The sequence below is a fragment of the Paenibacillus sp. 01T443 genome (assembly GCF_056398325.1).
This window is the reverse complement of sequence record NZ_JBFTPE010000007.1, coordinates 228614-242454: the sequence shown is the minus strand read 5'-3', so window position 1 is coordinate 242454 and position 13841 is coordinate 228614. Positions and strand designations below refer to the sequence as shown.

Here is a 13841-nt window from a genome sequence, read left to right as displayed (position 1 = left end):
AACCATGCACAAACTGATGAGCAATCGAATCACCATTTTTTGGCTAGTCGCACCGGGGTTTATGCTGTTTCTCTTCATGGTTTGTTTTCCGATTTTGATGAGTGCATATTACGGTACGACGAATTGGACGGGAATCGGTGCTTACGAGTTCGTTGGGCTCGAGAATTACATGAACATCTTGTTCCATGACAGCGTTTTTTGGCGGTCTCTGTTAAATGCCCTGATGCTGCTGGCAGCTACGCTACTGATTCAACATCCGATTGCGCTGCTTTTCGCGATATTCGTTACACATGCAGGAAAGCTTGAAAAATGGTTCCGTGCCGTCTTTTTTATACCGGCTGTGATTTCAATCGTCGTAACATCGAAAATGTGGGTAAGCGTATTTCATCCGAATTTCGGGATGTTAAATAAATTGCTCGAGGGCGCCGGCTTAAGCGCTTGGAAGCAGGATTGGCTTGGCGATTCACATATTGCGATTTGGTGCATTATTGTCGTCGTCATGTGGCAGGGCTTTGGTTATGCGCTTCTTCTCTATTATGCAGGGCTGCAGGGCATACCGAAGGATTTATTTGAAGCGGCCGAGCTCGATGGAGCAGGCAGAGTGAAGCTTTATACGAGAGTCATCATTCCGCTCCTCTCGCCAATGGTCCGGGTAGCGGTCGTCATAGCGGTTACCGCTTGCTTGAAGCAGATGGAAACCGTGTTTCTCATGACGAACGGAGGACCCGCCAATACGACGCAGTTTATAGGGAATTACCTTTACAAAACGGCGTTTTCTTCATCGCTTTATGGCTATGGGAACGCGATTTCCGTTGTGTTCGTTATCATCTGCCTCGTCATAACGATGGCGATGAACAAAGCGTTCAAAAAAGATGTCGGCGAGTTTTAACGGCATCACGAATGAGTCATTTCATGACATGAATTTCTTTAGGAGGCATGCCAGTGGAGGCCCTTGCAGCTAAGACCAACCGGGAGGCAAATAACGGCAAGAAGAAGGATGCCGCATCGCCTGCTTTAAAGGTCATTCTTCACATCATCCTGTGGGGAGTGGCGCTGCTTCAAATTTTCCCGCTTATTTGGCTCATTAATTATTCCTTTCTGAAGAGCGGAGATTTCTTCGGGAGCGGAATTTTGAAATGGCCTAAATCATTTGAATGGAATAACTATGTGAATGCATTCACATACGGGAGCGTTCCGCGCTTTCTTTTGAACAGCGTGTTTATTACGACCGTAACGATTTTGGCAGCCGCCTTTCTGGCTCTGATGCTGAGCTACGCTTTTACGCGAATGGAATGGAAGCTGCGCGGTCCGGCGATGGCCTTCATTATGCTGGGGATGATCGTTCCGATCCACGCGACCTTGCTGCCGAACTTTATTTTGTTCGACAAGCTGAATCTCATCGATAATCCATTGTCGTTGATTCTGCCGTACATTGCTTTCTCCTTACCGATCAGCCTGCTGATCTTATCTGGCTTTCTCGAGACGATTCCGAGGAGCATTGAAGAATCCGCGGTCATGGACGGCTGCTCTGTCTTTGGCGTCATCTTTCGAATCATCATGCCGATTACGAAGCCGGCTATTGCGACGGTATGCATTATGAACTTTATAAGCTGGTGGAATGAATTCATTATGGCGAATACGTTTCTAACCTCTGAAACGTTCAAAACGCTGCCATTCTCCATCATGAAGTTTACGGGGCAATATTCATCCAATTATGGCGCGCAGTTTGCCGTAATGACGATGATCGCGCTGCCGACAGTCATCATTTATTTGCTCTTTACTGAGCAAATGTCACGCGGGATTACCGCTGGAGCAGTGAAAGGTTAGGCTAGGCCAGAAAAGGGAGGCGGAGGCAGCGTGCAAACACCTGTTACAGCAAAATCAGCGATAACCATCGCGCGCAGAGAAAAACCGCTATGGCGGCGGTTTTTGTCGCAATGGCAAGTACAGCTCATGATTTTTCCGGCTTTAGTCTTTATTTTGATCTTTAACTACTTCCCGATGTACGGCGTGCTGATGGCGTTTCAGGACTACAGTTTGTTTAAAGGTTTTTTTGGCAGCCCATGGGCGGGGTTCAAGCATTTTGAGATGTTCTTTAACTCGCCTGACTTTATCCGCGTCATCCGCAACACGATCGTCATCAGTCTGTTAAAGCTGGTTATTAACTTTCCGGCACCGATTTTGCTTGCCCTCATGCTGAATGAAGTAAGAAATATGGCATTCAAAAAAATCATTCAAACGATCAGCTATCTGCCCCATTTCTTATCATGGGTTATCGTATCGGGATTTACGATTTCCATATTGTCCGTCGATAACGGCAGCCTGAACATCTCGCTGCAGGCGCTTGGACTCATCGACAAACCGATTAATTTCTTATCGCTTCCGGAGTATTTCTGGGGAATTATCGTGACAACGAATTTGTGGAAGGAAATTGGATTTGCGACAATCGTTTATTTGGCGGCCATTGCGGGCGTGAACCCGAGCTTATACGAAGCGGCGTCCATTGACGGGGCAAGCAAATTCAAACAGATTTTTTTGATAACGCTTCCTTCAATTACGCCGGTTATCGTCATTTTCCTCATTCTGAACATTGGCAGTCTCTTAAATGCCGGCTTTGATGATTTGCTGCTGCTCGCCAGGAGCGCGATGCTCCGCGATGTAGCAGAGGTTATCGATACTTACGCTTACCGGATCGGCATTATTAATAACCGCTTTTCTTATGCGGCTGCGGTCGGCTTGTTTAAAGCGATCATTAGCGTAGGTCTGCTGACGATGGCCAACTATTTGGCTAGAAGAGCAGGTACGAGCCTATGGTAGAGCAAATCAAGATGACCAATATGCAGAAAAGGGGCGAAGCCTAGTGAAGCTGAGCAGCGGCGATAAAGCATTGCACACGGTTATTTATATCCTTCTGGTGCTGCTGGGGCTGGCAACGTTATATCCGTTCTGGAACTCGGCAGTCATTTCCTTTAACGAAGGCTTGGATACGGCGAAAGGCGGGATCACGTTATGGCCGAGGGCCTTTACGCTGGACAATTATAGTATTGTGTTCCAAAACGAGCGGATCGTTGACGCTTTTCTTATCTCTGTTTTGCGGACGATTGCAGGTACCGTAATATCGATTTTCTTCACCGCTATTTTCGCCTACGGCTTGTCCATTAAGGGCGTTATCGGGAAGAAATTTTATATGATCTTTGCGATTATTACGATGTATTTTAGCGGCGGGCTTATTCCATTCTACCTGCTGAACCGCGAGCTGGGCCTGATGGATACGTTCTGGGTCATGGTTATTCCGACAGCGGTAAGCGTATGGAACATGATTATATTCCGCACCTTCTTCATGGGCTTGCCCGATGGACTGGAGGAATCCGCGAAAATTGACGGAGCGAGCACGTTTGGCATCTTTTTCAAAATCGTGCTTCCTTTATCCGGCCCGGTACTCGCTACGCTATCCTTGTTCACCGCGGTTTACCACTGGAATGATTGGTTTACCGCCACGATTTTTATTAACGATGCGAAGCTTTATCCGATTCAGACGTTCCTTCAGCAAATTATGAATTCCAACACGATGAGCGAGCAGCTTTCTATCGCTTCTCAGGGCAGTGGTGCTGCTTCAGATGCATTAAGCCGGATGCAGAGCGTAACGAGCAAGTCGTTAACGATGGCAACGATGATGGTAGCGACGATTCCGATCGTTTTAGTCTATCCGTTCGTTCAGCGCTTTTTCGTTAAAGGCGTCCTAATCGGTTCCTTAAAAGAGTAATCTCGGTATTCGACCTTACTGCTTAGGCGAGGGGTTTGAGTATATATATTAAAAATTGGGAGGCGTACGATTATGAAAGGAAAGAAGCTGCTTACCGCGCTTATGACCGTTGGTCTTGCCGGCACTGTGCTGCTTGCCGGATGCTCGGGCAATAACGGCGGAAACTCTGTTAACGAAGGCAATGCTGGCAATACCGGCTCTAATAAAACGGAGAAGAGCGATGGGTTTGTTTTGGGAGAAACACCGGTATCATTTTCTTATTATGTCCATTATGACTGGTGGACCACAGAGCCTTGGGGAGCTAATCCTAACAGCAAATGGGTGCAGGATAACCTGAAGGTAACCGTAGAGCCTGTCCAATCCGGCGGCGCAGCGGCGCAAAAGCTGAGCACGATGATCGCTTCCAAAGAGCTTCCTGACGCCATTATGATGGACCGCGGGCCAGAAGTAGAACGTTTGAGAGCAGCGGGAGCGCTGGTACCTCTTGATGAATATATCGATAAATATCCGAACCTGAAGAAATGGGCGGGCGAAGAAACCCTGAACATGCTGCGCTCCAGCGACGGTAAAATCTATCAGTTCCCGAATTGGTATACGGCAGCACCGACAGGTAACGGCGGGTGGTTCGTAAATAAGAAAATCTACGCAGAGCTCGGTTCGCCGAAGCTTGAAACAACGGATGATTTGTACGCATACCTGCAGCAGGTTAAAGCGAAATACCCTGATGTTGTGCCTTTAGAGGTGGGCGGCAATGCTTCGGGCGTGGAGGTGATGTTCCCGAGCTTCCAAGAGGGTGCGGCAGGCGCGTTCCATGCGATGAAGGCTTATCCGAACGGCGACAAATTCGATACGATCTATAATAATGAAGCTTGGAAAGAAACAATGCTGTATGCAAGCAAGCTGTTTAGAGAAGGCCTAATGACGCAGGATGCAATGACGCAAAAGGATGATCAAGTAAAAGAGAAGCTGGCAACAGGCAGAGTCGCTGTATTTGTTGGCGGCAACGCGACGAACATGGGCCGTGAGGGACATAATGCTTTGAAGGCACAGGATCCAAATGCAGGCTACGAATTTATTTGGCCGGTCGTGAAGTCAGGTCTGGATAAAGATAAGGTTTATCCGAACGGTTATAACGCACTTGGCTGGAACGTTAACGTCATTACAACCAGCGCCAAAAATCCGGAAGCGATCTTCGCTTACCTGGATTGGATGACGGGCGAAGAAGGCACGCGGGTGATGTTCTTTGGACCGCAAGGCTTGTATTGGGATGATTTCGATGCGGACGGCGCGCCGATCCCGAATGATAAATGGTTCAGCACTCCGCAGGAGGAGAAAGACAAGGATAAGCTGGAAGCCTACGTATGGGCAGGCAACGCTACATTTGTCGATACGAGCAAGCAGAAGATCGAACAAACCTTGCCGGAAGAACAGCGCAACTGGGGCTCTTTGGCACAGCTGAACATTGCTTGGAAAACATCGCAAAACATGACGCAGTACAACAATATCGATCCGGCTCCTGAGACGGATGAAGGCATTATTAATCAACAGGTAGGCGAGATTGCAAACGAATACTTCGGTAAAATCTTGTTTGCGAAAAGTGATGATGAGGCGCTTAAGCTGATTGAAGAAGCGAAGAAGACAACAACAGATCTTGGCTTCGACAAGGTTAACGAATTCCGTACGGCAAGATGGCAGGAAAACCTGGCCATGATCAACGGTAACTAAGCTGGTTTTGAACATAGAAGGGCTGTTCCAGAGCGGATTAATCCGCCGCTGGGCAACCCTTCTTTTTTGTGTCCGTGAGTGCAGACGCGGGCGGGCGGCTGTAAGCAGCTGAATTTTAAACAAATTTCAACATTATGGTGTTTCGAAGGTAATATTCGCAAGTTTTATTACCGAAATTTTAAGGCGTATGAATCGGCTTAAAATATATCCACTCCGGGTCGCCTTCATCCAGGTTCTCAATCATGCCGCTTCTTACGAAGCCTAGAGATTCGCATACGCGCTGCATAGCCGTATTGGACTCGTTAGTAGAGGTAAACAGCTTCTGGGTCTTGCAGTTTTGCTCAATGTAATGGATGAGCGCAGAGGCCGCGCCTTTTCTTCTAGCCAAAGGGCTGACGATAACAAGCGGAATATAGCTGTAACCGAAAAATGAAGTATCAAAGAGAGCGAAGCCGACCGTTTCGTTATTTTCTAGGGCGATGATGCATTGCTTCTTTGTTACGGCTGCTTCGAGTAGATTTTCTCGGCTGCTGGAGCCGATAACGAGGCTGTCTATTTTGCAAATAACGGGAATATGATTGGCCGATGCCAACTCTATCTTCATGTGTGATTCCTGCTTTCATTGGTAAAATGCCTGCTTGCTTTATAGTAACAAGGCAGGAGGCGGGCGTATAGGTAAAAGACGGCTATAGCGTAAATGAAAGAAAACGAAGCATCAGGAATCCGGTTTTCTGAAAAATGGACCGGTCGTAATATTATCCGCCGAAATTTGGTGAAGAAACCTTTATTGTATGTTCAAGCTGCTAAAAGGACTGAAAGCGCAGCATGAAAAAGTAAATGCAATAGCCCTTTCGAGTCATGCCTTCCTCCTTCCTTTGAGCCAAAATAAACATAAGCATGAACAGCCCGAGGAAGGTGAGGAGAACAATCTGGAAGATCAATCGGATAAGAAAAAATCGTTTTGGTTATTTCTTGCTTGGGGAGCGGCAGTTCTGGCGACAGCGGGAAGCTTGTATTTGAGCGAGGTGATGCATTTTGCGCCATGCAGCCTTTGTTGGTTTCAGCGTATTTTCATGTATCCGCTGGCGATCTTGCTGGGTATAGCGTACTCAAAGGGGGACACAGGCATCGTTTCCTATGCTCTTCCGCTTGTGGTAATAGGAGGAGGCTTCTCGCTCTATCATTCGGTATTGCAAAAGCTGCCGCATGACTCACCGCTTGCGGCCTGCGGCCCGGTCTCCTGTCAGGGCGATTACTTAAATTGGTTTGGTTTTATAACGATTCCGATGCTGGCGTTGGCTGCTTATTTGATTATCCTGACGGCGCTGCTTCGTTTGCGGAAGCTTAACCGGGCATAACTTGAGCGGTGAGCACAGGGTTAACAAGAGGTGGACATGCGCTGCTCCCCGTGATATATAAATGGAAGCGAACAAAACGGGGAGGAAAAGCAGGATGCAAATACCGCTGACCGGCGTAGGCGCAACGGAGGAGCATGCCAAGCTGTTGGTGGACAGCTTTAAGAAATGGACAGGCAAAGAGCTTCTGGGGTATGTGCCGGGAGAGAGTCTGAGAGAGCAGCTATTTCAAGCCTCAATCGTCATTTTGTCGCACGGGACGGAGCTCGATCCTGTGCTGAATTACGGCAATCGGCGAGGGCTTGAGCTTTGGGAAATGGATGGGGAGACGTTTACACGTACACCTTCGAGACTTACGGCAGAGCCAATGGAACGGCAGGAGCGGGACCGTTTCTTTGAAGCGGTAACGGCGAACGGCTATGTCGACAATTACACAGGCATTCGTATTTCAAGTACGGGACGAAGGTTCTATATCCTGAAAGCGACGGTTTGGAATTTGGTCGATGAGGACGGTGCCTACAAGGGACAAGCGGCTGCCTTTTCGGAGTATCAGTATTTATAAATCTATGCATATGAACGAAGCGGAAAACAGTTCTCTAGTAGATCCATCTACAAGGGGGCTGTTTTTTTCCTGCATAAAAGTTAGGTATAATAGTTAAAAAGCGGAAACGGGGGGGGAAGGACATGACGATACATATTGGATTAGCAGGCTGGGGAGATCATGATCAGCTGTATGTCTCCGTTGCCAAAGCCGGCAGCAAGCTGCGGCAATATGCGAAGCATTTTCCTCTCGTGGAGGTAGACAGCACTTTTTATGCGATCCAGTCCAAGGAGCGGTTTGCAAAATGGCTGGAGGATACGCCCGAAACATTGCATTTTCTCGTGAAGGCTTATCAGGGCATGACAGGGCATCAAAGGGGTCCAACCATACCGGCGACTGAAACGAACGAGATGTTCGCAGCGTTTCGGGAAATGCTGGAGCCGGTGATAGCGGCGGGGCGATTGACGGCAGCGCTGTTCCAGTATCCGCCTTGGTTCGATTGTACGCAGGCAAATGTACGCATGCTTCGAGAAACGAAGGCGCGGATGAACGGAATACCCTGTGCGCTCGAATTTCGCCATCAAAGCTGGTTTACCGAAGAGTACAGGGAGAAAACACTGGCATTCATGGCGCGGGAGCAGTGGATGCACAGCGTGTGCGACGAGCCGCAGGCGGGAGTTGGCTCGATTCCGACGGTGCTAAAGGCTACGGATGCCGAGGCCACTGTCGTTAGGTTCCACGGCCGAAACGTTTCCGGCTGGAATCAGGCCAGCGCACCGAATTGGCGGGAGGTCCGCTATTTGTACCATTACAGCGATGCCGAGCTGATGGATTGGACTGACAAGCTAAGGCTGCTGGAGCAGCAAAGCAAGCATGTTTATGTTATTTTCAACAACAACTCCGGCGGTGATGCGGCAGGTAACGCAAAGCGGCTCATGGAGCTGCTCGGGCTGACGCGTCCGGATGGCGGGAGCCCGAATGAACCGCCTGCTCCAGTAGTGGAGCAGCTGGATTTATTTTGAGTTAAGGATGGTGGGGAAAAAATATAGACCACATCGCAGATGTGGTCACGGAGTCTTGTGGAGGGCTTGCAGCGCGGACGGTAAGTCTTTTACGAAGAAAACCTGCTTGCCATTATTGCATTCATAAATAAAATCCTTTAAACTCTTGCTGTCGTAGACGTCAAAGTCTCCAAAAATGGCGAGCTTAACGTGATAGTTCGTATACTTTTGCAAAATCTCACCGGCAAGCCGCGTTTTTAACTCGAAGAAATCCTTGGTAATGTTCGACTTGTTTATTGCAATTTTGTCGCAATCCTCATGGTATCTAACGGAAGCCATCAAGTCTAGCGCGTCCTGTGCCTTCTCGATGACAATTTCTTCGCTCTCAATAATAGCCACCTTCGATTCAGCGAGCTGATCAACAATTATTTTCATATTCTCTCCCTGCCTTTCGCAGATCTCAAGCTTAATGCAAGTATTATAGCATAGATATTATTGTTGGAAATCGAGGTCATCGGATTGCAGACTGTTCATTTAGCGGGAAAGGGTGATTCTAATCATAAGAGCAATTCTTCGTATGGTTTCAGTCCGAAAGCTAAAAGCACAGATGATTGTAGTAAAGCCTATTTATTTTATATTGTACAATGATCAATTCAAATGGTATCAGGAACAATGGGAAATATTTGTAATGAAAGAAGGGGAAGTAGAGCAAGCGGAAATTAAGGAAGTCATCGAATATATATCCGGAAGAATCGCAGAACTGTCCGAGTATTTAAAGCGTACAGCCATAACAAAAAGGATGATCAAAGAATTATCTTTTTTTATAGAGTATGCAGGTATCCTTCAGAATGCCGGGAAAGAAACTTTTAAACATCCGTACAGCATGCAATGTGTGTTTTTGTATAATGAACTGCTGTTAGGCTCTGCTAGATATTTAACAATACTTAATGAAATTAAGAATCTCGTAAACAAAGGCGAGGCCGGGAGCCTAGGGAATTAATGATAGAGGACCTGGTCCCGATTTCGATGAGCGGGTTGAGGTTCGGAAATGAAATGCCAAAAAAAAGGGCTGCGTTACATACAGCTCTTTTTTTTTGGCATGGATTAATTTTCGCCAGAATCTGCCGTTCGATTCATGAATTACGATTGCGATAAAGCAAATAGATGAAGAAAGGAGCGCCGACGCCGGCGGTAAACACACCTACCGGAATGTCGTAGGGCAAAAATGCCGTCCGAGCTATCGTATCCGCTGCGGCGACAATCAATCCGCCGATCAGGGCCGATACCGGAAGCATGCCGCCGAACGAAGGGCCGACCAGCTTGCGGGTCATATGAGGCGTGACCAGTCCGATAAACGAGATGGCCCCGCCTACCGATACCGCGGCTCCGGCCAAGGCAACGCTGATCATAAGAAGTGTGAAGCGTTGACGCTGAACAGCGCTTCCCGCACTTACCGCGATATCGTCCCCGAGCTGAAGGACGTTCACGTTCCTGGCGAATACGATCGCGAGCGGGATAAAGATGGCTACCCATGGCAGGATCATGCCTACGATGCTCCAATCGGTGCCGTATACCGTACCGGTCAGCCACACATAGGCCTGTGAAGATGTGAAGATCGGGTTCTTGACAAGCATCACCTTGGTAATAGAGCCGAGCAGGAAGTTGATACCTATCCCGACCAGCACGAGGCGGATCGCCGTCACTCCCTTTTTCCAGGCGAGCAGGTAGATGAGAATAGACGTGATGCCGGCACCCGTCATCGCGGCTACCGGCAGCCAGACGATGCTGACCGTCCCCGACAAATAGCTGATAAATGCAACCGCGGCAAGGGAAGCGCCGCTCGTAATGCCGATAATGTCGGGGGAAGCCAGAGGATTGCGGATGATTCCTTGCAAGATCGAACCTGCGACCGCAAGCGCGGCCCCGACGAGGAACGCGGCTGCGATCCGGGGAAGGCGAAGCGTATGTACGATAAGCCTTTGCTCTTCGGTGCCGTATCCGAAAATCGCTCGGACGACGTCCAGAGGATGAATACGTACATCCCCGAGCGAGGCGCTCAGCAAGAAGATGACAACGGAGGAGACCGCAAGCGCGATGGTCAGTATCAACGTTTTCTTATGAACGATAAAAGAAACGGGGATTTTCTCGAATCGGACATGTGTATGGGTTTTCACTTCGTAACGATCCCCTTTCTAGCGATCACGATGAAGGCCGGTATGCCGATGATCGCGGTCATAATGCCGACGGGCAGCTCTTCCGGCTGGATGACGAAACGTGCTGCGATGTCGGCCGCGAGAACGAGAATAGCGCCGAGAACTGCACTGTAAGGAATAATCCAGCGATAGTCGTTGCCGGCGAACTGGCGGGCTATCGTAGGCACGATCAATGCGATGAAGCCGACCGGACCCGCCACTGCGACGGAGCTGCCAGCGAGCGCCACGATGATCAGACCGGCGGCAAGCTTCACGAACAAGGTCCGCTGTCCGAGCCCCTGCGCCGTATCCTCGCCCATCGTCAGCACGTTCATATGTCTGGCTAACCAGAGAGCGCCGATCCATCCAGCCGCCATGAACGGCAGCACGGCTTGCAGCATCTCGACAGATCTGCCCGCGACCGATCCTGCTAGCCAGAACATAACCTCGTTCAAGCCTTGTTCGTCGAGAACGAGCATCCCCTGCGTGAACGAAGAGAACAGGGCGCTTAGCGCGGCACCCGCCAAAATAATCTTAAGCGGCGTCAAGCCGTCGCGTCCGAGCGATCCCAGCAGGTAAACCGCGATGGATGCCAATGCGGCACCCGCAAAGGATATGCCCGTCAGCACCGGCAGCGAGGAGATGGATAACTGAGTCACGGCGAAAACAATCATGAATGACGCGCCATAGTTGATTCCGATCACATTCGGATCGGCAAGAGGATTTCTCGTTAATCCCTGGATTAGCGAGCCAGCAACGGCTAGGCTGGCACCGATGGCGGCCGCGGTGAATGCTCTCGGCATACGCGCAGTTTGCACGATGATTTGCGCGTTCGAAGTTTCGTCGTATTGCGTGAAAGAATGGTATACGTCGCTCAAACTGATAGTCGTTGCTCCGTATGCCATGCTGGCGTATACGCACACGATCAAGATGAGGAAGCCGAACGCAAGGCCAGAGAATTTAGTTATGTTCCCAGAGAAGAACCTTTCCATGATCGTCGCTCCATTCCCGTGACAGCGAGAAAGAATGAGCCGAAACAGCTCATTCTTCCTCGTGTCGCGATCGTTATCCCATTGTTAAATATCGAAATAGAAGTATAGGTCATCGAGCATCATCTTCGCCGCGGTCGCGCCGCCGGACATGTTCCAGGTAATGTCGTTTACCTTATAGTACTTGCCGTTCTTGACTGCTTTGAGATTGTTCCAGAGCGGGTTCTTCTGCCATTCGGCCTGAGTCTTGAATTCATCCCCGCCGCCGTTGCTGGATGTAATGTCGAAGATAATGTCACCGTCGATGAGCGGAATCTGTTCCTGAGAAGCCAGGTCGACGAACACTTTGTCCGGCGATTGCTGCGCTTTTGGACGTTTCAAGCCAAGCTCCTGCAGAATGGTACCGGCAAATCCGGAAATATAGATACGGGCGGAGTTATCGTCGTAGAAGCGGACGATCGATACCTCTGCGTTCTGGCTGCCAACTTTAGCTTTGAAGTTCGCAACCCGCTTGTTCCAATCACTCATGAAAGCAGTGGCATTGTCTTCTTTATTGAGCGCCTTGGAGGCGATGTCCATATTTGTTTTCCACTCGAAAAGTTGATCAACGTACAAGGTAGGAGCGATCTTGGATAACTGGCCGTAAATTTTCTCGTGGCGAGGTTTCGCTCCGATAATCAGGTCAGGTTTCAAAGCGACGATCGCCTCGATGTTTGGCTGAAGCTCGCTGCCGAGGTTTTTGACGCCGGCCATGTCCGCCCGGAGATAGTGGTACCAAGGAGCTTGAACCCACGATTCGACAGCGCCAATAGGTTTGACACCTAGCGTTAACGAGATATCTACCATGCCGTTGAACAGGACGACAACGCGTTTCGGAACCGAAGTGAGGGTGGTTTCGCCCATAGCGTGTTTGATTGTGCGTTTCGTATCGATTTTGACCGTACGTGCGCCGGCATTCCAGTTTACCCACAAGCCGAACGATTCGCCGAGGAAGCGGAGCGGCACGAGAGTGCGGCCGTTCTTCTCAACGACGTTTACGGGAAGCTTCACGGCTTGGCCGTTAACGGTTGCTTTGTTGCTGTTGATCGTTAGTTCTACGGTGGTTTTGTTTCTAGTAACTTTCAGTTTTTTCGTTTTTGCATCGAAGCTTAACACGGCGCCGAATTTGGAAGTAATCGCGCTGTAAGGAACCATCGTGGTGCCATTAATGACTTGCGGCTGGACGTCAAAGCTGATTTGTTTGCCGTCGAGCACGACTTTTATCGGCGTAGCGGCCGCCGTAGCAACGAGCGGTACGGAAACGATGGCAATCAAGAGAGAGAGGAATAAGGAGAATACGCGGAACTTTAGCTTAATCATGAGAAAAAGGAAACCACCTTTCAAAATTTGTTTTAATAATGATTATCATTCTCGTAAAACAATAGAGCAGGCTTCATTCGCTTGTCAAGAATAATTTTCCATAACAACCTAGGAAAGTTAAACGCCCGCTTTGTCCGCTAATTGACGAAATGCTTGATACAACTCGTAGTCGAGTTGAATTACCGCCTTGGTGTCGATCGTCTCGACGGCTTGCAGTGCGCTCAACTTGTTGATTTTTTCTTGAAGGAATTCGACCATATCCGGGTAAGATGCTGTTACATCCGCTTTCATTTCGTCCCAATCCTGCACGATCCGGGAAGAGACGTCCACGATTTTCGCCGTATCGTTATTCTCGGCATGCTGCTTCAAGTCTTTGACAAGCCCGCGGATTTGTTCGATAGAAGTTTTTAATTGCTCGGATTTTGGGTCCTTCGCCGCGGCTTTATCATCACCGTTATCCATGATGGAATCCGTGACTGCTTTGGATACGGACGCGTTGTTCTTCTGGGCTGTTTGAGCTTTTTCGGGTTTTGTTTGTTTTTGGGGAGGCGCACTCGGTTTCGCCGAGGGTTGTTCTACTACTACTTCTTTAGCCTTGGTTGTCGGCGTCGGCTCCAGTGGAGTGGGGCTAGCGGACGCGTCAGGTTGCTGCAGTTCAGCCTCGGCTGGTTGTTCACTTTGCGTTTGTTCATTTTGCGGTTGTTCGCTTGCCGGTAGGCTAGTCTCGATCGCTTGTTCTGTCTCTATGTATCTATTCGATGACGGAGATGAGCTGCAGGCCGTGGTCAGGCACAGCGCTGCCGCAATAGCGATAGCAAAAGCTTGTTTCAAGTGTGTTCCTCCCATGCTTCTATATTCGTTGGATTTCAGACGTCCTAGAATACTTTAGTGTAAAATGCAGTCATTTACAATCATT

General features: G+C 49.2%; 15 protein-coding genes. 9 read left to right on the top strand and 6 right to left on the bottom strand.

Annotated elements, in window-relative coordinates:
- The first annotated feature begins 4 nt into the window (after positions 1-4).
- The 5 genes from AC1DLI_RS13300 (at position 5) to AC1DLI_RS13280 (ending at position 5488) form a co-directional block, all read left to right on the top strand.
- A complete protein-coding gene (locus AC1DLI_RS13300) occupies positions 5-889 on the top strand; it encodes a carbohydrate ABC transporter permease (RefSeq protein WP_477603268.1) in 885 nt (294 codons plus the stop codon).
- A 53-nt stretch (positions 890-942) separates the two neighbouring features.
- Complete coding sequence (locus AC1DLI_RS13295) at positions 943-1827, top strand: carbohydrate ABC transporter permease (RefSeq protein WP_477603266.1); 885 nt, start codon at positions 943-945, stop codon at positions 1825-1827.
- A 126-nt stretch (positions 1828-1953) separates the two neighbouring features.
- On the top strand, positions 1954-2817 hold the full coding sequence (locus AC1DLI_RS13290) for an ABC transporter permease (protein WP_477603425.1): 864 nt from the start codon (positions 1954-1956) through the stop codon (positions 2815-2817).
- Positions 2818-2860: 43 nt separating this feature from the next.
- The gene (locus AC1DLI_RS13285) at positions 2861-3763 is read left to right on the top strand and encodes a carbohydrate ABC transporter permease (RefSeq protein ID WP_477603264.1); all 903 of its coding nucleotides are present in this window, start codon (positions 2861-2863) and stop codon (positions 3761-3763) included.
- Between the two features lie 72 nt (positions 3764-3835).
- Positions 3836-5488, top strand: coding sequence for an extracellular solute-binding protein (locus AC1DLI_RS13280; protein WP_477603262.1), 1653 nt, complete (start codon positions 3836-3838; stop codon positions 5486-5488).
- A gap of 178 nt (positions 5489-5666) precedes the next feature.
- Here AC1DLI_RS13280 and AC1DLI_RS13275 read toward each other — a convergent pair whose 3' ends face one another.
- Entirely contained in the window at positions 5667-6092 is a 426-nt protein-coding gene (locus AC1DLI_RS13275) for an N-acetyltransferase family protein (RefSeq protein WP_477603260.1), read from the bottom strand.
- 187 nt (positions 6093-6279) lie between these two features.
- Between AC1DLI_RS13275 and AC1DLI_RS13270 the strand changes: the two genes are divergently transcribed.
- The 3 genes from AC1DLI_RS13270 (at position 6280) to AC1DLI_RS13260 (ending at position 8406) form a co-directional block, all read left to right on the top strand.
- Entirely contained in the window at positions 6280-6846 is a 567-nt protein-coding gene (locus AC1DLI_RS13270; protein ID WP_477603258.1) for a disulfide oxidoreductase, read from the top strand.
- Positions 6847-6940: 94 nt separating this feature from the next.
- Positions 6941-7405, top strand: coding sequence for an MEKHLA domain-containing protein (locus AC1DLI_RS13265; protein WP_477603256.1), 465 nt, complete (start codon positions 6941-6943; stop codon positions 7403-7405).
- 122 nt (positions 7406-7527) lie between these two features.
- A complete protein-coding gene (locus AC1DLI_RS13260) occupies positions 7528-8406 on the top strand; it encodes a DUF72 domain-containing protein (protein ID WP_477603254.1) in 879 nt (292 codons plus the stop codon).
- 45 nt (positions 8407-8451) lie between these two features.
- On the opposite strand, the gene AC1DLI_RS13255 is transcribed toward AC1DLI_RS13260, so the two are convergent.
- Positions 8452-8820 carry a DUF4180 domain-containing protein gene (locus tag AC1DLI_RS13255; protein WP_477603252.1) on the bottom strand — a complete coding sequence of 123 codons (369 nt, stop codon included), beginning with the start codon at positions 8818-8820 and terminating at the stop codon, positions 8452-8454.
- A 112-nt stretch (positions 8821-8932) separates the two neighbouring features.
- Here AC1DLI_RS13255 and AC1DLI_RS13250 point away from each other — a divergent pair, with 112 nt between their 5' ends.
- Positions 8933-9385 (top strand): hypothetical protein, encoded by a 453-nt coding sequence (locus AC1DLI_RS13250; protein WP_477603250.1) that lies wholly within the window; start codon positions 8933-8935, stop codon positions 9383-9385.
- Between the two features lie 133 nt (positions 9386-9518).
- Here the strand turns inward: AC1DLI_RS13250 and AC1DLI_RS13245 are convergent, their stop codons facing one another.
- The 4 genes from AC1DLI_RS13245 to AC1DLI_RS13230 all read right to left on the bottom strand — a co-directional run bounded on the left by AC1DLI_RS13245 (position 9519) and on the right by AC1DLI_RS13230 (position 13756).
- Complete coding sequence (locus AC1DLI_RS13245; protein ID WP_477603248.1) at positions 9519-10559, bottom strand: FecCD family ABC transporter permease; 1041 nt, start codon at positions 10557-10559, stop codon at positions 9519-9521.
- Positions 10556-11500, bottom strand: coding sequence for a FecCD family ABC transporter permease (locus AC1DLI_RS13240; protein ID WP_477603246.1), 945 nt, complete (start codon positions 11498-11500; stop codon positions 10556-10558). The genes AC1DLI_RS13245 and AC1DLI_RS13240 overlap by 4 nt, the downstream gene beginning before the upstream one ends.
- Positions 11501-11653: 153 nt before the next feature.
- Positions 11654-12925: a stalk domain-containing protein gene (locus tag AC1DLI_RS13235; RefSeq protein WP_477603244.1), complete on the bottom strand. Its 1272-nt coding sequence runs from the start codon at positions 12923-12925 to the stop codon at positions 11654-11656.
- Between the two features lie 117 nt (positions 12926-13042).
- Entirely contained in the window at positions 13043-13756 is a 714-nt protein-coding gene (locus tag AC1DLI_RS13230; protein ID WP_477603242.1) for a hypothetical protein, read from the bottom strand.
- Between the last annotated feature and the right edge of the window lie 85 nt (positions 13757-13841).

Coding starts and splice junctions, on each gene's coding strand:
- AC1DLI_RS13280 (WP_477603262.1), top strand. CDS start 3,836: ATGAAAGGAAAGAAGCTGCTTACCGCGCTTATGACCGTTGGTCTTGCC.
- AC1DLI_RS13300 (WP_477603268.1), top strand. CDS start 5: ATGCACAAACTGATGAGCAATCGAATCACCATTTTTTGGCTAGTCGCA.
- AC1DLI_RS13270 (WP_477603258.1), top strand. CDS start 6,280: ATGTTCAAGCTGCTAAAAGGACTGAAAGCGCAGCATGAAAAAGTAAAT.
- AC1DLI_RS13260 (WP_477603254.1), top strand. CDS start 7,528: ATGACGATACATATTGGATTAGCAGGCTGGGGAGATCATGATCAGCTG.
- AC1DLI_RS13290 (WP_477603425.1), top strand. CDS start 1,954: ATGATTTTTCCGGCTTTAGTCTTTATTTTGATCTTTAACTACTTCCCG.
- AC1DLI_RS13255 (WP_477603252.1), bottom strand. CDS start 8,820: ATGAAAATAATTGTTGATCAGCTCGCTGAATCGAAGGTGGCTATTATT.
- AC1DLI_RS13275 (WP_477603260.1), bottom strand. CDS start 6,092: ATGAAGATAGAGTTGGCATCGGCCAATCATATTCCCGTTATTTGCAAA.
- AC1DLI_RS13235 (WP_477603244.1), bottom strand. CDS start 12,925: ATGATTAAGCTAAAGTTCCGCGTATTCTCCTTATTCCTCTCTCTCTTG.
- AC1DLI_RS13265 (WP_477603256.1), top strand. CDS start 6,941: ATGCAAATACCGCTGACCGGCGTAGGCGCAACGGAGGAGCATGCCAAG.